Origin of the sequence: Rhizobium metallidurans (genome assembly GCF_014196505.1) — a bacterium.
Lineage (GTDB): Bacteria > Pseudomonadota > Alphaproteobacteria > Rhizobiales > Rhizobiaceae > Rhizobium > Rhizobium metallidurans.
Genome location: NZ_JACIDW010000001.1, coordinates 518826 through 535764 on the forward strand (window position 1 = coordinate 518826; position 16939 = coordinate 535764).

The following is a 16939-nucleotide window of genomic DNA, read 5'->3' on the forward strand; positions in this document are numbered from 1 at the left end:
TACTAAATCAACCATTGCAGGAGCGGTCAGTCGTGTCCGTTCGACACATCATTTAGCACAGACCAATAAAGAATGCCCTGAAAAATTGTGTTTTGTTAAGTGTTGATTAACCATGTTAGCAAAGACTGAATGCACTCAGACGACAGTTTCGCATTCCAAAAGCGCGCTCTGATTGCCGAATTTACGCCCCGCAATTGCATATCCGTAGACATCAGCTACCTGCGGCTTAGTCGTATACGGAACAGGTTCGAGGAATGATTTGATGAAATTCCCAGTCTTTCTAGTGGTTTCCGTCAGCCTGATCGCGACAGGATGCACCGTCACCCCGAAACCGCTACCCCCGGAAGCGCATGCAAGCTTCGGCAAGGAGAGGCTTGCCCTTGCCACCGCCGATCAGGAGCCCATCTCCGGTAAGGTGGACTTGTACGAAGCCATGGCGAGAGCGTTGAAATACAATCTTGACACGAAGGTAGAGGTTATGCAGGCGGCGCTCAAATTACGGGAGGCGGATCTGGTAAGCTATTCCGCACTCCCTAAGATTGTAGCAGGCGCAGGGTATGCTGGCCGCAACGAAGCGGACCCGACCGAGGCCTCTACTCGCGATGATAGTATTGTTACAGCCGATCTGACCTCCTCCTGGAACATCCTGGATTTCGGCCTCTCCTATGTGCGCGCCAAGCAGGCGACGGACGAGGTGCTGGTTCAGGATGAGATGAAGCGGCGGATGGTCAACAAGGTCATAGAGGATGTCCGCACGGCCTATTGGCGCGCTGTTAGCTACCAGCGTCTCGTCGGCCGCATGCGGGCACTTGAAGGCCGCGTCGCCCGCGCCCTGAGGGACACCCGCAATCTTTCGTCCAACGGCGAGACGTCGCCGCTGGTAGCGCTGACCTATGAGCGCGAACTGATCGAGGTCAAGCGCGAGGTCGAACTTCTGGAAGGCGAGCTGCTCGTCGCCAAGACCCAGCTTTCCGCGCTGATGAACGTAAAGCCAGGCACGGAGTTCACTCTCGAGGTGCCTAAGCGCCGTGATACACAGCTGAAGATCAACTACACCTCGGAGGAGATGTTCAATATCGCGGCTACCAACCGGCCCGAAATGCGCGAGATTTCCTACCGGCTGCGGATCAACGGGCGCGAGGTGGATGCGGCGCTGCTCGACATGCTGCCCGGGATCAATCTCTACGCCGGGCCGAACTACGATTCGAACGACTACATCGCCACCAACAACTGGGTGTCGTGGGGCGCCAAGGTCAGCTTCAATCTGATGAAGCTCGCGACGCTGCCTGCGGTGAACAAGAAGATCGAGGCGGAAAAGCAGATGCTCGACACGCGCTCGCTCTCGGTTGCCATGGCGGTCATGACACAGGTCCATATCAGCCGCGCCCGCTACGCCCACCTGAAGAACTCCTATTCCACGGCGGCCGCCCTTTCCAACGTCTCGCGCCGGATCCTGACGCAGGTGCGCACCGAGACGGACGCCCAGAAGACCAGCGAACAGATGCTGATCCGCGAGGAGATGAATGCCCTGCTGGCGGATGCGAAACTCGATATGGCCTATGCCGACCTGCAGAACGCCTATGCCAACATCTACGCCTCGCTCGGCATCGATCCGTTCCCGCGGACTTTGCGCACCAACCAGCCCGTCAAGGAGATGGCTGGCCAGTTGCGCGAGATGTGGCTGGAGCGCGGTGAATTGAAGACAGACCTCGTTGCGGCCAAATAACGGCCGGCATGGAGACAGTGATGAAGCACCTAGCGGCATCCGTTCTGATCATACAGCTTCTGGCGGGTGGCGTTACCCACGCCGCCGACAGTGACGTCGCGGGCGCCGCCGCATCGCTCGAAGGGCTGCGCGGCATCGTTCGCGCCGCCGACGAAGCCTCGATATCGAGCGATCTCGGCTTCGCCATCGCCACCCTGCCCTTCAAGGAAGGAGAGAGCTTCAGGAAAGGCGATATCCTCGCCACCTTCGAATGCGGGGATATCCAGGCTCAGCTCAAATCGGCGGAGGCGGCGATGGCGGCGGCGAAGATCGCCCTTGCCAACGACGAACGGCTGGCGCGCTCGAACGCGGCGGGAAAATTCGAAGTCGAGATATCGCGCGCCAAGGCCGACCAGGCCGCGGGCGAGGCCGATGCCTATCGCAGCAAGCTCGGCCGCTGCACGATAAAGGCGCCCTTCGATGGCCGGATCGGGGCGATGCCGTCACGCGCGCATGAGACCCCGGAACCGAGCCGGCCAATCATGCATATCGTCGCCAGCAACGACCTCCTGGTCGATGTGCTGGTGCCGTCCGTCTGGCTGCGCTGGCTGCGCGAAGGCCAGCAGTTTTCGCTCAGCGTCGACGAGACGGCCAAGACCCTGCCGATCGACATTGTCCGCATCGGCGCGACCGTCGATCCGGTCAGCCAGACCGTGAAGGTGACCGGGCGTTTCTCCGGCGATGCCGCCGGCATCCTGCCAGGCATGAGCGGTCCCACCCAGTTCAGAATTCCGAGTGAGTAGGCGAGCACGATGCAAGGTGTCGAAAAGCCAGTTGGCGATCCAATCAAGCTTCAGCCACCGGCAGCCGCCGCCGCCCAGCACGCCTACGAGCTTCTGCTCAGGATCGAAGCCGAGGCGCGGCGCGTCGAAAGCGTGGGCGAACTGCGTTTCCTCATCGCCAACGAGACGATGAAGCTCGCCAAGGCGCGGCAGATCTTCGTGCTTTCGGTGCCCAAGGGCGCCTTCAAGGTCGAGACGGTGTCGTCGATCGGCGCGGTTGATCGAAACGCACCGCGCATCCGCTTCATCGAGGGCCTCGTCAGGCAGCTTGCCCGCGAGGCCGGGCTGGCGAAGATCAAGGCCTTTACCCTTCCCGCCTATTGCCCGCCGGGCGAGATCGAACAGGACAGCTACCCGTTCCGATTCATGGCCTGGGTGCCGTTTCGACTGCGCGACGACCATATCTTCGCGGGCATGCTTCTGGCACGCGAGACGCCATGGCCGGAGGCGGATCTGCTTGTTGCCGAAAGGCTGGCCGAGACCTATTCCCACGCCTGGCGCGCACTGAGCGGACCGAGACGGCTGAAGCGCAAGCTGCCGATCAAGCCGCTGCTCGGCATCGTCACCTTGCTGGCACTGGCCGCGATGTTCATTCCCGTGCACATGACGGTGCTGGCGCCGAGCGAGGTCGTTCCCGTCTCTCCGGAGATCGTGGCCGCCCCGCTCGACGGCGCGATCGAGGAAATCCTCGTCAATCCGAACGCGAGCGTGGTGAAGGGACAGCCGCTCTTCAGGCTCGCCGATACCGCGCTTCGAAACGAGCTGCGGGTTGCCGAACAGGATGTGAAGGTGGCGCAGGCGCGGCTGATGCAGATCAGTCAGCGCGCGATTGCCGACCCGGAAGCGCGGCGCGATCTGGCGGTGACCAGGAGCGAACTGAGTGTCGCTTCGGCCAAGCGCGATTACGCCGCCGACATGCTGGCGCGCACCGACGTGAAAGCCGAGACGGACGGCGTGGTCATCTTCACCGACAAGCGGGACTGGATCGGCCGGCCGGTATCGATCGGCGAACGGGTGATGGAGGTAGCCGACCCCAAACGCGTCCAGCTGCGCATCGACGTGCCGGTCGCCGACGCGATCGCGGTCGAGAACGGTGCCGCTGTCAGTGCATTTCTCGATTCCGATCCGCTGCGTCCGGTTGCGGCGAAGACGCTGTCGTCCTCCTTCGATCCGCAGATGATCGAGGGCAATATTCTCGCCTATCGCATCTATGCCGGGTTTGACGCGGCGCCGGAGCGCGGGCTGCGTCTCGGCATCCGAGGAACATCGCAGATCTTCGGCGAGAAAGTGCCGCTCGCCTACTATCTGTTCCGCAGGCCGATCGCGGCCATCAGGCAGCGGCTCGGCCTATGACGGCGCCTCCCTCGCCCGATCTCAGGCTGCCGTCCTTGCGCGAGGATCTGCAGATCGTGCGCGGCGGCACCAGCCTGTCCGGCGAGCCGGTCTGGATCGTGCTCGACCCGATCCGAAACCGCTTCTTCCGCATCACGTTCGAGATGTTCCAGCTCTTGTCGCTCTGGAACGTCGCGCGTTCGCTGCGCGGTCTCATTCAGGCGGTGCAGACGAAGTTCGGACGGCTTCCCGAGCAGGAAGAGATTTACGCCGCGATGCGAATGCTGGAAAGGAGCTTCTTCGTAACGGAGCCTGCATCCGCTACCTGGCGGGCGCTTCATGCCGGCGCGACCCACCGGCACTCGCTCTTCATGCGGCTGATCCACAACTACCTCTTCTTCCGCATTCCGCTGGTGCGGCCGGACCGTTTCATCCGCAAGACGGCACCTTACGTTTCGGTGTTCTTCAGCCCCGTTTTCCAGGCTTTCACCATCTGCGCCGCCATGCTTGGGCTCTATCTGGTTTCCCGGCAATGGGATGCCTTCATCGGTACCTTTCCCTACGTATTCACGCTGGAAGGCATCGTGGTCTCCGTTGTCTCGATCGCGATCATCAAGTCGATGCACGAGCTTGGCCACGCCTATGTCGCGCACCGCCACGGCTGCCGCGTCCCCACCATGGGCATCGCCTTCATGGTGCTGGTTCCGCTGCTCTACACGGATGTCAGCGATGCATGGCGGCTGAAATCGCGCTTCGACCGGTTGAAGATCGACATGGCCGGCGTGCTGACCGAGATGCATATCGCCGTGTTCGCGCTGCTTCTCTGGGTCTTCCTCCCCGACGGACCGTTTCGATCGGCGGCCTTCGTTCTCGCGGCCACCGGCTGGGTGCTCAGCCTGATTGTCAACATCAATCCGTTCATGCGCTTCGACGGCTATTACATCTTCGCCGATCTCCTGGGCGTCGAGAACCTGCAGCCGCGCGCATTCCGGCATCTGCGCTGGCGGCTTCGCCATCTGCTGTTCGACACCGACGAAGAGAGGCCGGATCGCTTCGGCCCGAAACTCGACGCGACCGTGACGCTCTATGCGATCGCCACGACGATCTACCGGCTGTTTCTCTATTTCGGCATTGCGCTCCTCGTCTATCACTTCACCATCAAGATCGTGGGCGTGATGCTATTCGCCGTCGAGATCGGCTTCTTCATCCTTCGGCCAATCCTGTCCGAACTTCGGGAGTGGTGGACCATGCGCCATGACATCAAGACGAGCAGACGCAGCTACCTGTCGCTGGCAATCCTCCTTGCGATCATCGCATTGATCTCGTTACCCATATTCAAGAACGTCTCCGCCCCGGCAGCGCTTTATCCCAACGAGTTCACGCGACTTTTTCCGATGGAGCCCGGAAAGATCGAGGCGATCGAGATCAAGCGCGGCGATGTGGTGAAGAAAAACGACGTGCTGTTTTCGATCAGCCGTCCCGAGTTGCAGCAGGAACTGCGCACGACCGAGATCGAGGCCGAACTGACGCGCTACCGCCTGGCCCGCGTGCTCGCCGATCCGCAAAACCTCGTCGACCGCGGCATCCTTCAATCGCAACTGGCGGCACTCGAAGCCAAACGCGACGGGCTTGCACGCCGCCAGGCATCGCTCATCGTTCGCGCGCCCTTCGACGGCACCGTGATCGACATAGATCCGCAGGTCCACCTGGGCCGGTGGATCAGCCGCAAGGATCAGCTGGCGACCATCGCCGGTGCGTCCGGCACGGCGGCGCGCGGCTTCGTGTCCGGCGGCGACCGCGGTCGCCTCGAAGTCGGCGCGGCGGGACGCTTCATCCCCGACGATATCTCGCAGTCCTCGATGCCCGTGCTGCTCACCTCCATCGCTTCGGCGGGCGCCTCCGAAATCGATATTCCGCAGCTCACCTCGGAGTATCGCGGCGAAATCGCCGTCCACCCGCAAAACGCCCGTGAGCGACCACGCTTCAGCCCTGTTTCGGCACAGTATGCGATCACCGCCGCGGTATCCGGCAAGCCTTTGTCGGAGACCGTGAGAGGCGTGGTCGTATTGAACGGCAAGGGCGAAAGTATCGCCGGGCGGGTTTGGCGCCAGGTTGTAAAAGTTCTGGTCCGCGAAGCGGGTGCCTGACATTTTCGTAATAACTATGAAACCATTGCGGGCGTCATCGCTTTATATCACATACTGGGGATAGTATTCCGGGTGATCAAAAGCGGAAAGGATGCGCAATGCGCCTATTCAGGTCGAGGACAGGTCACCATCACTCCGTGTGGAAGCGTGACACAACCGGCCGGGCCTATGCCAGCCATGGCAGGTTCCGGCTGACCATCAACGGCGCCAACGAGCGTTGGTTCTATCGCGTGTCCGACATGAACGGCGAACTGCCGTCGGTCGACAGCAACCCGTTTCCCACGGAACGCGAAACGATGAAGGCCGTTCAGGCAGAGCTCGATGCCACTGCCGGCGAGTTGCCGCCGCCACCTGAATACTGACCCCAGCGCCGGCAAGGCGACCGGGACGGGTTAACCCGTAACGCCGGTGACAAGCCTTGCGCTCACTTCAATTCCGCCGGCTTGGCCGAGCCAGATCATGGCGAGCCGATCACCGGTCTGCTTTGCCAGATACATGTAGTTGTCGGCGCGTTTCACGAACGATGCCGCGTCGTCCTCCGGCTGCAGCAGGGTGACCCCCATCGCCGCGCCCAATTCGACAACCACGCCTTCGACGGCGATCGGCTTGAAAATGCGATCCACCGCGTCCTTGAGCGTCAGTTCCACGTCGTTCAGATGCGAGGGATCGACTTCCAGAAGAACGACGAATTCATCGCCGCCGATGCGCGCGATGAAATCATTGGCGCGGAAGCTGTCGCGGAAGCGGCTTGCGATGATCCTCAGCACCTCATCGCCCGCGCCATGCCCCATCGTGTCGTTGACGGCCTTGAAACCGTTGAAATCGATGAAGGCCAGCGCCAAGAGCTTCTCGCTGTCGTCGCGCCGCTGCAGGTGTTCGGCGAGAACCTCATCGAAACAGGCGCGATTGGGAAGACCCGACAGCGCGTCGGTGCGCGCGGAAGCCCGGAGTGCAAGGTCGATCTCGTGCTGGTGGCGAACACGCGCGGACATGTCGAGAATGACTTCAACATCGAACGACACGCCATCGATGACAGTGCGTTGCGCGGAGATCAGCGTCGGCAGGACCGTACCGTCGGCATGGCGGATATCCACTTCCTCCAGCACGTAGCCACCTTCCTCGGCCAGCATCCGGTGACGCCGGTCACGCGCCGGGCTGCTGATCGCAGCCCCTTCCGCGATCAGCGTCTTGCCGCTGATATCCTCCCACTTCAGGCCCGTCAGCCTGAGATAGGCGTCGTTTACCTTGAGATAGCTCGATGTCTCGGTGTCGCTCGTCGAGACGGCCATGGCGATCGGTGCGAACTCGAACATTCGCATCAATATCGAAGTCAGGATCTCTGGTGGCAGTATCTCTTCGCCGGCCATACACGTGATCACAAAAAGTACAGGCGCTCTTCTAACAGACGAAAGTTAAGCTCTTCTGACTCATAATGCTAATTTACCGGACAGATGGCTGCGATGCCCTACGCGATTTCGCGCGGGATAAAATCGTGGCCGCCGCTTTGCAACCGATGTGAATGCCCCTATCTTGCGTCATCATCGTCAACGAACAAGGGCTCCTGTGTTTCTCGAAATTGGAATTGTGGTCTTGCTCACCATTGTGAATGGTGTGCTCGCCATGTCGGAATTGGCGGTCGTGTCCTCCAGACCCGCCCGCCTGAAAGTTCTCGCCGATCACGGAAGCAGAGGAGCCGCACAAGCCATAAAGCTTGCCGAAAACCCCGGCAGGTTCCTGTCGACGGTGCAGATCGGCATCACCCTGGTCGGCGTGCTCTCCGGTGCCTTTTCAGGCGCCACGCTCGGCAGCCGCCTGACCGGCTGGCTGGAGTTTCATGGCGTCTCGCCGGCGGTCGCCGACGCGGTGGGCGTGGGTACCGTCGTCATCGCCATCACCTACCTGTCGCTGATCGTCGGCGAGCTCGTGCCGAAGCAGATCGCGCTGCGGGAGCCGGAAGCCGTCGCCTCTAGGCTCGCGCCGGGCATGACGGTCCTGTCGAGGATGGCGCTGCCCCTCGTCTGGCTGCTGGACGCCTCCGGCAAACTCGTTCTGAAGCTGCTCGGGCAATCCGGGAAAGCCGGCGACAACGTCTCCGACGAAGAGATCAAGACGGTGCTAGCCGAAGCGCAATCAGCAGGCGTGATCGAAAGCGAGGAGTCCGCCATGATCTCCGGCGTGATGCGGCTTGCCGACCGCACGGCGCGCGCGCTGATGACACCGCGCCGCGATGTCGAGATCATTGACGTGGACGACAGTCTTGACGAAATTCGCGCCCAGCTGCACAGCACGAAGCGATCGCGACTACCGGTGCGAAAAGGCAGTTCCGACGAGGTGCTCGGCGTGCTCGCGGTCAAGGATTTCTACGACGCGATGTCGGTTCAGGGGACCGCCGACCTGAAGGCGATCACGCAGGACGTACCGATCGTTTCGGACCTTTCCAACGCCATCAGCGTCATCCAGGCGATCCGGACATCACCGGTGCACATGGTGCTTGTTTTCGACGAGTACGGCCATTTCGAGGGCGTCATCTCTTCCGGCGACATCATGGAAGCGATCATGGGCGCGCTGCAGGACGGCCCGATCGACGAACAGGCGATCGCGCGCCGCGACGACGGCTCCTATCTCGTCTCCGGCTGGACGCCGATCGACGAGTTCGCGGAATTCATGAGCCTGAAGCTGGGCGACGATCTCGAATACCAGACGGTCGCGGGCCTCGTTCTCGAGGAGCTGAAACACCTTCCGGTGCTCGGCGAAAGCTTCACCAGGGATGGCTGGCGCTTCGAGGTCATCGACCTCGACGGCCGACGGATCGACAAGATACTCGTCAGCTCGCTGGACACGCGCCAGACAGCCGACGTCGAATAATCAAGGCAGGACATGCGGCGAGCGGACCGGACACGATACCGGCTCGTCGCATGCTCTTTGGCGCGGTGACTATTTCAACGCTTCATGTCGGGGCACACATACGGCGTCTTGGCGACGCTGTAACGGTGCTCGACCGTATCCTTTCCGGCCTTTACGCGAAGCGTCAGCTGAGTCGGCGAGACCGATTGCACCTTCGCGGTGATTTTCGCGCCGTCTTCGTCCCAGGTAACCGTATCCTGGGAGGCGCGGCTCCATTTGCGAAGCGCGTAGGTTTCCCAGCACGAATCCATCAGCAGGCTGCCGTCGGCCATGAACACCATCATCACGCCGGGGAGACCGGATTGCGGCTTGGTCTCGACCCACGCCCGGCCGACGAGCGGATCGGCGGCCGGTGCTTGTGCCGCCCAGATCGGCTCCGCCATCGTGGCCATTGTTGAAAGCGAAATCGCCAAGGTCTTGTATAAATTATTCAATTCTCGCTCCTCTGCTCTGGAACCATGTTCCAAGAGATACCGACCGAAGCGACAGGATTGTGACCGCCCCGCGCTTTTCGGCCGCATTTCCGCTTTAGGGACGCTCGGCGAACGGACGGCCCACCATGCATTCTACGCCATCTTGCACGCAGCACCCGTCTCAAAACGTCACGCGGCGAGGCCAAGAAGGTTGCCTGTCTCGAAAATTAGTCCGTCATAAACCATACGTTAGGGATCTGTTGACCATAATAGCCTGCAAAGCGACTTCGCCGATCACAAGTTCCGGCCGTCGCGCCCTTCAACAATGACGGAAGTCGTGTTCGTGTACCATGCAGTCTTTTCCGTTCCCCTGACCACGCTGGCCCTTGCGGTGTCGCTTGTTGCGCATCGAATGGCCGTGATCGTCATTGTCATGTTCGCGGGCATGGCCGGCGCCGCACAGGCTGCCGAGGGCGATCGCGCGCTCAATCTCTATTTCACCCACACGGGAGAGCGGGCGACCATCGTCTTCAAGCGCAACGGCAAGTACGATCCGAGGGGTCTGATGCAGATCAACCGCTTCCTGCGTGACTGGCGCCGCAACGAGCCGACCAAGATGGATCCGCGCCTGCTTGATCTGGTTTGGGAAGTCTATCAGCGCAGCGGGGCGAAGGAGCCCATCAACGTCGTCTCCGCCTATCGCTCGCCCGCCACGAACAACATGCTTCGCACCCGTTCGCGCATCAGCGGCGTCGCCAAGAAGAGCCAGCACATGCTGGGCAAGGCCATGGACTTTTACATTCCGGGCGTGAAGCTTGCCACGCTGCGCGCGCTCGCGATGCAGATGCAGGTCGGCGGCGTCGGCTATTATCCGACCTCGGGCTCGCCTTTCGTGCATCTCGATGTGGGCAATGTTCGCGCCTGGCCGCGCATGTCGCGCCAGGAACTGGCCCGGCTGTTTCCCAGCGGTCGTACGCTGCATCTGCCGGCCGACGGCAGAGCCCTGCCCGGCTATGAGCTAGCGCTCGCCGACCAGAAAAAGCGCAACCGCCCCGTGGCGATCGAGACCATCCGCGCGTCGGAGAGCGACGACGAGGATGCTGGTTCGCCGCCCGCGCCCAGGCCCAGTCTCGTGACCGCGATGCTGCCGGTGCCGCAAACGCGCGCCGAACGCGGCCTCGAACTTCAACTTGCCCGGCCGACGCCACGCGCCGACAATACCGCTCCAGACCTCGCCTCGCTCACCGTGCCGCTGCCGACATTCAGGCCGGCGCTTGATGAAAATGCCACGGCAAGCATTCCCAAGCCGGCCGCGCCGGTGCTGCTTGCCCTCGCCGTCACGGGCAAGGGCTCGGCGGGCCAGCTTCTTCTCGCACGCCATGCGGGCGGCTCTCTCGCCGGCAGCGCGGCGAAGCGCCCCAACATGATCGCCGTTCCGGCACGCGAACCGCAGGCCGTATCGGCAGGCGTCGGCGCCATGTCGGGCGCGGCGTTGGTCTCCTGGGCGCTGCAGCCACCGGGCATGACCATCAAGATGACCGCTCCCCGCCCGTCCGGCATGCGTCTGACGACGCTGGATGACGTCGGTCCGACCATGGATAGCGATAACACCGAATTCGCGGAAGACGAGTTCGACGAAGACAGGTTCGCCCTCGACGGCTAGGGCGGATCGTCAGCCGCCCACCATCCATCGATCCGCAATACTCAGTATTGCGTGAAATCGCCGGTTTCCGATTGCAGCAGCGTCAGCGGATAGCGGGCGGGATGGTGGACGAGCGCGGTCATGTTGACCGGGCGATTGCGGTCGTCGAAGGCGATCTGGTCGACCGTCAGCACCGCGGCCGGCGGCGCCAGCTGCAGCAGCCGCGCCTCATCATCATCAGCTAGGCGCGCGCTCAGCGTCGTCTGGCCGCGCTTTGGAAATATGCCGTAGCGCTGCCGCAACTCTTCGTAGAGCGAGCGATTGGCGATACCCCAATCCAGGTCCAGCAGCGCTGGCACGCGCCCGGCGGGTATCCAGTCGGTCTGGATCACGGCCGGAATATTGTCGAGCAAGCGCAGGCGCGATAGCACCACGACTTCCGCGCCGGGCGCGAGAAAGAGCGGCCTGCTCACTTCCAACGGCGCCCGAACGAGACGTGCCTCGATCAGCTGGTGACCCGGCGTACGGCCATTGGCGAGCGCGATGCTGGTGAAGCTCTTCAGCACCTGCAGCTCGAAGCCGCCGCCGCGCTCGGTGACATAAAGCCCTTTGCCGGGCTGACTATGGACCACGCCCTGCTGGATGAGTTCGCGCACAGCATGGCGAATGGTGATGCGGCTCACATCGTAGAGATCGACGAGCTCGCGCTCGGAGGGCAGCTTGCCGCGCAGCGGCAGACGCCCGTCGCTGATCGCCGCCAGCAACGCCTCATACACCTGCTTGTGCAGCGGCCGCGGGTCGCCGCGATCGATGACGCCGCGTGTTGCGATCAATGTGTCGTCGGTTTCGAGCGTCTTCAACTTCGATTTTCCCCGGGCCTTGGCCGCCTCTGCCGTTCTCATCTTCAACGCAATTCTCTCGAAAGTCCATATTGACATAACTGGTCATAACCAGTCCTATTGATGGCAAGGAGCCAGAAGAGCCCTGACGATGCCGTGCATTATCACAATCAAGGGAACCCACCATGCTTAAGAAGAGCCTTGCCGTCCTCGCGTTCTCCGCCGCCCTCTGGAGCGGAACGGCCCACGCTGAGACGATTTCCGTGTTCTGCGCGCCGACGGAATTCGAGCTGTGCACGAATGTCGCCAATGCCTGGAAGGAGAAGACGGGCAACGAAGCGAAGATCAACAAGATGCCGGCGCTGCTGGATGACGCCATTCCGATCTATCAGCAGCTGATCGCCTCGAAATCCTCGGATATCGACGTGCTGTTTCTCGACGTCATCTGGCTCGGCATGTTCAAGAACGGCCTTCTCGACCTGAAGACCGCCATCCCGCAGGCCGATCAGGACAAGCACTTCGCCTCCACGCTCAACGCCGCCAAGCTCGACGGCAATCTGGTGGCGATGCCTGCCTACATGGACGTCGGCTTGATGTTCTACCGCAAGGACCTGCTGGAGAAATACGGCAAGCAGCCGCCGAAGACCTGGGATGAACTGGCCGCGACCGCCAAGGAAATCCAGGACAAGGAGCGCGCCGACGGCAAGGGCGATATGTGGGGCTATGCATGGCAGGCCAAGAGCTATGAAGGCCTGACCTGCGACGCGATCGAGCTCATCGCATCGAACGGCGGCGGCACGATCATCTCCGATGATGGCAAGGTGACAATCGACAATCCGAAGGCCGCCGAGGCGATCGAAAAGGCAAAGGGCTGGATCGGCTCGATCAGCCCCGAGGGCACGCTGAACTATGACGAGGAAGCCTCGCGCGCCGTCTTCGAATCCGGCAACGCCGTGTTCCACCGCAATTGGCCTTATGTCTGGGGCACGTCGCACAAGGAGGGCAGCGCCGTTGTCGACAAGGTCGGCGTCATGCCGCTGCCCGTCGGCGCGGAAGGCCAGAAGTCGAGCGGATGCCTCGGCCCGATGTATTACGGCGTCTCGAAGTACAGCGCCAAGCCCGAGGTTGCGGCCGACTTCGTGAACTTCATCACCGGACCCGATATGCAGAAGAAGCGCGCGCTTCAAGATGCGGTCAATCCGTCGATCCCGGCGCTCTACAGCGATGCCGACGTGCTGGCGAAGATCCCCTTCCTCAAGGACAACCAGCAGGCCTTCGCCGACAGCGCGGTGCGCCCCTCGGGCTATACCGGGACCAGCTACAACCGCGTCTCGCAGGCCTTCTATCGCGCCGTCCACGACATGCTGTCCGGCGGTGGCGAGATCAAGTCCGGGCTGACCTCGCTCGCCGGACGGCTTGAAAAGCTCAAGGAAAGCCGGTGAGCCCGAACTGAACGCACGAGGGTGGGCCGGCGAACGGTCCCGCCCCCGTCACGCGCATCGAAAATCGCCGCCGGCAGGGTGGCGAGCCTCTTATCGTGATCAAGTCCGGGTGAAAAATGGCATCGGTTTCGCTTGAATCCGTTTCGAAGAATTTTGGGACGCACACCGTCATTCAAGGCGTCGACCTCAGGATCAACGATGGCGAATTTGTCGTCTTCGTCGGCCCCTCCGGCTGCGGCAAGTCAACGCTTCTGCGCATCGTCGCGGGCCTCGTGGCCGCGTCCAAGGGTGTGGTGACGATCGGCGGCGAGGACGTGACCGATGTCCCGGCCTCGAGACGCGGCGTCGCCTTCGTTTTCCAGTCCTATGCGCTTTATCCGCATATGAGCGTCGCCCGCAACATCGGCTTCGCGCTCGAAACGCTCGGAATGGCCAAGGAGGCGATCAGCCAGAAGGTGTCGTCGGTGGCGCGCATGCTCAAGGTCGACCACCTGATGGATCGCCGGCCGCGCGAACTCTCCGGCGGCCAGCGCCAGCGCGTGGCGATCGGCCGGGCGCTGGTGCGCCAGCCGGAAATCTTCCTGTTCGACGAGCCGCTCTCCAACCTCGATTCCGATCTTAGAATGGAAATGCGCATGGAGATCGCCAAGCTCCATGACGACCTGAAGACGACGATGATCTACGTGACGCACGATCAATCCGAAGCGATGACGCTCGCCGACCGGATCGTCGTTCTCAATCATGGCCGCATCGAGCAGGTGGGAACGCCGCGGGAGCTCTACCACACCCCCGACAATCGCTTCGTCGCAAGCTTCATCGGCAGCCCCAGGATGAACTTCCTTGCCGTGTCGCCGAAGACCGGCGCGGATGCCGGCACGATCGTCGGGCCTGGTAATCTTACGATCGCCATGGTCGCCAACAACCCGGCGGGACCGATCGCCGAGATCGGTATCCGGCCGGAGGGACTGCGGCTGGTGGGTGCTGACCAAGGCCGCATCACCTGCACGCTGGAGCGCGTCGAAGACCTCGGCCACGAGCATTTCGCCTATTGCCGGATCACCGACGACACCGTCTGGGTGATCCGCGTCGCGAAGGCCCCGGCGCCCGATCTCATCGGCCAGGCTGTCGGCCTGGATTTCACTGATACCGCCCTCTTCGCGTTTACCGCCGATGGCAATCGCGTTCTCCTCAGCCCGCCGGCCGCTGGACAGTCAAAGGCGAACGAACGATGAGCGCCAAACTTGCCCGCCGCGATTACCGGGCCGCATGGCTGTTTCTGGTTCCCGTCATCGCCGTCATCCTCCTGGTCGCCGTCTGGCCGCTCAGCCGGACCTTCTTCTTTTCCTTCACCGACGCCTATCTGGACGACCCGTCGGTCTATTCCATGGTCGGCCTCGATAACTTCATCGAGGTCATCGACGACCCGACCTGGTGGGTTGCCGTCAAGAACACGCTTGTGTTCACCGTCATCTCGGTCGCGATCGAGACGGCCCTTGGCCTGGCGATCGCGCTGCTGCTCAACGAGATGATTCCGGGCCGCGGCCTGGCGAGGGCCGCCATTCTGGTGCCATGGGCCATTCCTGTCGTCGTCGCCACCAAGATCTGGGAATGGATGCTCAACGACCAGTTCGGCGTCATTAACAAAATCCTCACGGGGCTGGGCGTGGTCGATCACGGCATTGCCTGGACGGCCAGCAGTTCTCTGATCATGGGCGTCGTCATCTTCATCGACGTGTGGATGACGACGCCTTTCATGGTGCTGCTCATTCTCGCCGGCCTGCAGCTGATATCTCCGGAGATCTTCGAAGCCGCCGAGGTGGACGGCATTCCGGCCTGGAAGCGCTTCTGGTCGATCACCCTCCCGATGCTGCGCCCGGCTATCGGCGTCGCCGTCCTCTTCCGCGTTCTCGACGCGCTCAGAATGTTCGACCTCGCCTATGTCCTGGCTGCGAGCAACGAGAACGTCATGACCGTGTCGATCTATGCGCGCGACCGGCTGATCAGCTTCCAGGAACTCGGCGTCGGCTCGGCGGCGTCGACCTGGGTCTTCCTGCTCGTCGCGCTGGTCGCGATCATCATCATCGGGGTGCTGCGCCTCGACAAGGCGGCGGGGACCTGACGATGGCCAATGCAATCGCACAAAAGGCGCTCCGCAAGCCCGCCGCCTACTATCGCATGAGACGGCGGGTCGTTCGCGGCCTGCAGATCTTAGCGCTGCTGCTGGTGCTCATCTATACGCTGTTCCCATACTACTGGGCCTTCGTCTCCTCGACGAAGCAGGGTGCCGCGCTCTATCGCTCGGCGCTGATGCCGGCGCTGGATTTCACCTATTACAGGCAACTGATCGACAACCCGGTCTTCATGGGATCGCTGCTCAACTCGGCCTATGTCGCGGTCTCGACGACCTTCCTGTCGCTGATCATCGGGCTTTCGGCTGCGTACGCGCTCGGCCGCATCGAGTTTCCGCAGCGCCGCGCGATCCTCATGATCGTCCTGATGATCTCGATCTTCCCCCAGGTCGTGGTTCTCTCGGGCATGTTCGAGCTGATCAACTGGCTGGGGCTCTTCAATCGCCCGAGCGCGCTGATCCTCACCTATCTCTTGTCGACCGTGCCCTTCACGACATGGATCCTCACCACCTTCATCAGGGAATTTCCACGCGAACTGGAGGAGGCCGCCATCATCGACGGCTGCTCGCACTTCCGCATCCTGATGAAGGTGCTGCTGCCGCTGATGGGGCCGTCGCTGGCGAGTACCGGCATTCTCGCCTTTATCCTCGCCTGGAACGAGTTCCTGTTTGCTCTGACATTCACGCTGACGGACGAGAACCGCACCGTACCGGTGGCGATCGGCCTGATCGCGGGCACCAGCCGCTATGAATATCCGTTCGGGCAGATCATGGCGGCCTCGATCACCGTCACCCTTCCCCTCATCGCCGTCGTGCTTGTCTTCCAGCGGCGGATCGTGGCGGGCCTTACCGCCGGCGCCGTCAAAGGCTGACAGATACAAGGATCAAGATCATGGACATGCTTGTGAAGCTCTACGAGCTGAAACGCGACCCCGCGCTCGACGACCGCATGACATCGCAAGGGGTCACCATCCGCCGCGTGCTGGTGCCGGAACTGCCGGCGCTGACATCGTGGATCGAACCGCGCTTCGGCGCCGGCTGGGCGGCCGAGGCGACCGCCGCCGCCATGCGCCAGCCGACCACCTGTTTCATCGCCATCAAGGCAGGGGAACTCTTGGGCTTTGCCTGCCACGAGGCGACCGCCAAGGGGTTCTTCGGCCCCACCGGTGTCGATCAGGCGGCCCGCGGAAAGGGTATCGGCCATGCGCTACTCTTGGAAACGCTGCTCGACATGCACGCGCAGGGCTATCCTTACGGCGTGATCGGCGGCGCCGGCCCTATGGATTTCTACCGCAAGGGCGTCGGCGCGATCCCGATCGAAGGCTCCGATCCAGGTATCTACCGAGGCATGCTGTCGCTCGCGCACCCGAGCGAAATCTCCTCATAAAGGACACGATTTCGGACGCGTCAGCGCCGGATTTCAGCCTTTGATTTCAAAAATACCTGCGATGCCGGCGCGGCGCCGCTTCCCCGGTACGACAGGCGTTCTGGCCTGTTTCAAGGCTGCCGGCGAGCGGCGCATCTGTCACAAAATTTGATTTTAAG

Annotated in this window: 15 protein-coding genes; 12 read left to right on the forward strand and 3 right to left on the reverse strand. The window is 62.2% G+C overall.

Annotation, left to right across the window (positions count from 1 at the left end):
* Window positions 1-262 precede the first annotated feature (262 nt).
* The 5 genes from GGQ67_RS02240 to GGQ67_RS02260 all read left to right on the forward strand — a co-directional run bounded on the left by GGQ67_RS02240 (window position 263) and on the right by GGQ67_RS02260 (window position 6388).
* Window positions 263-1726 carry a TolC family protein gene (locus GGQ67_RS02240; protein ID WP_183898539.1) on the forward strand — a complete coding sequence of 488 codons (1464 nt, stop codon included), beginning with the start codon at window positions 263-265 and terminating at the stop codon, window positions 1724-1726.
* 20 nt (window positions 1727-1746) lie between these two features.
* Window positions 1747-2508 carry an efflux RND transporter periplasmic adaptor subunit gene (locus GGQ67_RS02245; protein ID WP_183898540.1) on the forward strand — a complete coding sequence of 254 codons (762 nt, stop codon included), beginning with the start codon at window positions 1747-1749 and terminating at the stop codon, window positions 2506-2508.
* A gap of 9 nt (window positions 2509-2517) precedes the next feature.
* The gene (locus GGQ67_RS02250; RefSeq protein WP_183898541.1) at window positions 2518-3900 is read left to right on the forward strand and encodes an efflux RND transporter periplasmic adaptor subunit; all 1383 of its coding nucleotides are present in this window, start codon (window positions 2518-2520) and stop codon (window positions 3898-3900) included.
* Entirely contained in the window at window positions 3897-6026 is a 2130-nt protein-coding gene (locus GGQ67_RS02255) for a site-2 protease family protein (protein ID WP_183898542.1), read from the forward strand. Before GGQ67_RS02250 ends, GGQ67_RS02255 begins: the two co-directional genes overlap by 4 nt.
* Before the next feature lie 98 nt (window positions 6027-6124).
* Window positions 6125-6388: a hypothetical protein gene (locus GGQ67_RS02260; protein ID WP_183898543.1), complete on the forward strand. Its 264-nt coding sequence runs from the start codon at window positions 6125-6127 to the stop codon at window positions 6386-6388.
* Window positions 6389-6418: 30 nt separating this feature from the next.
* Here the strand turns inward: GGQ67_RS02260 and GGQ67_RS02265 are convergent, their stop codons facing one another.
* On the reverse strand, window positions 6419-7339 hold the full coding sequence (locus GGQ67_RS02265) for a GGDEF domain-containing protein (protein WP_183898544.1): 921 nt from the start codon (window positions 7337-7339) through the stop codon (window positions 6419-6421).
* A 250-nt stretch (window positions 7340-7589) separates the two neighbouring features.
* Here GGQ67_RS02265 and GGQ67_RS02270 point away from each other — a divergent pair, with 250 nt between their 5' ends.
* On the forward strand, window positions 7590-8891 hold the full coding sequence (locus GGQ67_RS02270) for a CNNM domain-containing protein (protein WP_183898545.1): 1302 nt from the start codon (window positions 7590-7592) through the stop codon (window positions 8889-8891).
* A gap of 74 nt (window positions 8892-8965) precedes the next feature.
* Here GGQ67_RS02270 and GGQ67_RS02275 read toward each other — a convergent pair whose 3' ends face one another.
* Window positions 8966-9364 carry a hypothetical protein gene (locus GGQ67_RS02275; RefSeq protein ID WP_183898546.1) on the reverse strand — a complete coding sequence of 133 codons (399 nt, stop codon included), beginning with the start codon at window positions 9362-9364 and terminating at the stop codon, window positions 8966-8968.
* 322 nt (window positions 9365-9686) lie between these two features.
* On the opposite strand from GGQ67_RS02275, the gene GGQ67_RS02280 reads away from it, so the two are divergent.
* Window positions 9687-11006: a peptidoglycan L,D-endopeptidase MepK gene (locus tag GGQ67_RS02280; protein ID WP_425503745.1), complete on the forward strand. Its 1320-nt coding sequence runs from the start codon at window positions 9687-9689 to the stop codon at window positions 11004-11006.
* Between the two features lie 41 nt (window positions 11007-11047).
* On the opposite strand, the gene GGQ67_RS02285 is transcribed toward GGQ67_RS02280, so the two are convergent.
* Complete coding sequence (locus tag GGQ67_RS02285) at window positions 11048-11845, reverse strand: GntR family transcriptional regulator (RefSeq protein ID WP_183898548.1); 798 nt, start codon at window positions 11843-11845, stop codon at window positions 11048-11050.
* Between the two features lie 164 nt (window positions 11846-12009).
* Here GGQ67_RS02285 and GGQ67_RS02290 point away from each other — a divergent pair, with 164 nt between their 5' ends.
* From GGQ67_RS02290 to GGQ67_RS02310, 5 genes are all read left to right on the forward strand, one after another.
* Complete coding sequence (locus GGQ67_RS02290; protein ID WP_183898549.1) at window positions 12010-13266, forward strand: ABC transporter substrate-binding protein; 1257 nt, start codon at window positions 12010-12012, stop codon at window positions 13264-13266.
* A gap of 116 nt (window positions 13267-13382) precedes the next feature.
* Window positions 13383-14498: an ABC transporter ATP-binding protein gene (locus GGQ67_RS02295; protein ID WP_183898550.1), complete on the forward strand. Its 1116-nt coding sequence runs from the start codon at window positions 13383-13385 to the stop codon at window positions 14496-14498.
* Window positions 14495-15385 (forward strand): carbohydrate ABC transporter permease, encoded by an 891-nt coding sequence (locus GGQ67_RS02300; RefSeq protein WP_183898551.1) that lies wholly within the window; start codon window positions 14495-14497, stop codon window positions 15383-15385. Before GGQ67_RS02295 ends, GGQ67_RS02300 begins: the two co-directional genes overlap by 4 nt.
* Before the next feature lie 2 nt (window positions 15386-15387).
* Window positions 15388-16266 (forward strand): carbohydrate ABC transporter permease, encoded by an 879-nt coding sequence (locus tag GGQ67_RS02305; protein WP_183898552.1) that lies wholly within the window; start codon window positions 15388-15390, stop codon window positions 16264-16266.
* A gap of 20 nt (window positions 16267-16286) precedes the next feature.
* Entirely contained in the window at window positions 16287-16781 is a 495-nt protein-coding gene (locus tag GGQ67_RS02310; protein WP_183898553.1) for a GNAT family N-acetyltransferase, read from the forward strand.
* The last annotated feature ends 158 nt before the right edge of the window (window positions 16782-16939 follow it).

What these genes read in the sequence shown, in the direction of transcription:
- GGQ67_RS02240 (WP_183898539.1), top strand. Translation starts at nt 263, where the DNA reads ATGAAATTCCCAGTCTTTCTAGTGGTTTCCGTCAGCCTGATCGCGACA.
- GGQ67_RS02245 (WP_183898540.1), top strand. Translation starts at nt 1,747, where the DNA reads ATGAAGCACCTAGCGGCATCCGTTCTGATCATACAGCTTCTGGCGGGT.
- GGQ67_RS02250 (WP_183898541.1), top strand. Translation starts at nt 2,518, where the DNA reads ATGCAAGGTGTCGAAAAGCCAGTTGGCGATCCAATCAAGCTTCAGCCA.
- GGQ67_RS02255 (WP_183898542.1), top strand. Translation starts at nt 3,897, where the DNA reads ATGACGGCGCCTCCCTCGCCCGATCTCAGGCTGCCGTCCTTGCGCGAG.
- GGQ67_RS02260 (WP_183898543.1), top strand. Translation starts at nt 6,125, where the DNA reads ATGCGCCTATTCAGGTCGAGGACAGGTCACCATCACTCCGTGTGGAAG.
- GGQ67_RS02265 (WP_183898544.1), bottom strand. Translation starts at nt 7,339, where the DNA reads ATGTTCGAGTTCGCACCGATCGCCATGGCCGTCTCGACGAGCGACACC.
- GGQ67_RS02290 (WP_183898549.1), top strand. Translation starts at nt 12,010, where the DNA reads ATGCTTAAGAAGAGCCTTGCCGTCCTCGCGTTCTCCGCCGCCCTCTGG.
- GGQ67_RS02295 (WP_183898550.1), top strand. Translation starts at nt 13,383, where the DNA reads ATGGCATCGGTTTCGCTTGAATCCGTTTCGAAGAATTTTGGGACGCAC.
- GGQ67_RS02300 (WP_183898551.1), top strand. Translation starts at nt 14,495, where the DNA reads ATGAGCGCCAAACTTGCCCGCCGCGATTACCGGGCCGCATGGCTGTTT.
- GGQ67_RS02305 (WP_183898552.1), top strand. Translation starts at nt 15,388, where the DNA reads ATGGCCAATGCAATCGCACAAAAGGCGCTCCGCAAGCCCGCCGCCTAC.
- GGQ67_RS02310 (WP_183898553.1), top strand. Translation starts at nt 16,287, where the DNA reads ATGGACATGCTTGTGAAGCTCTACGAGCTGAAACGCGACCCCGCGCTC.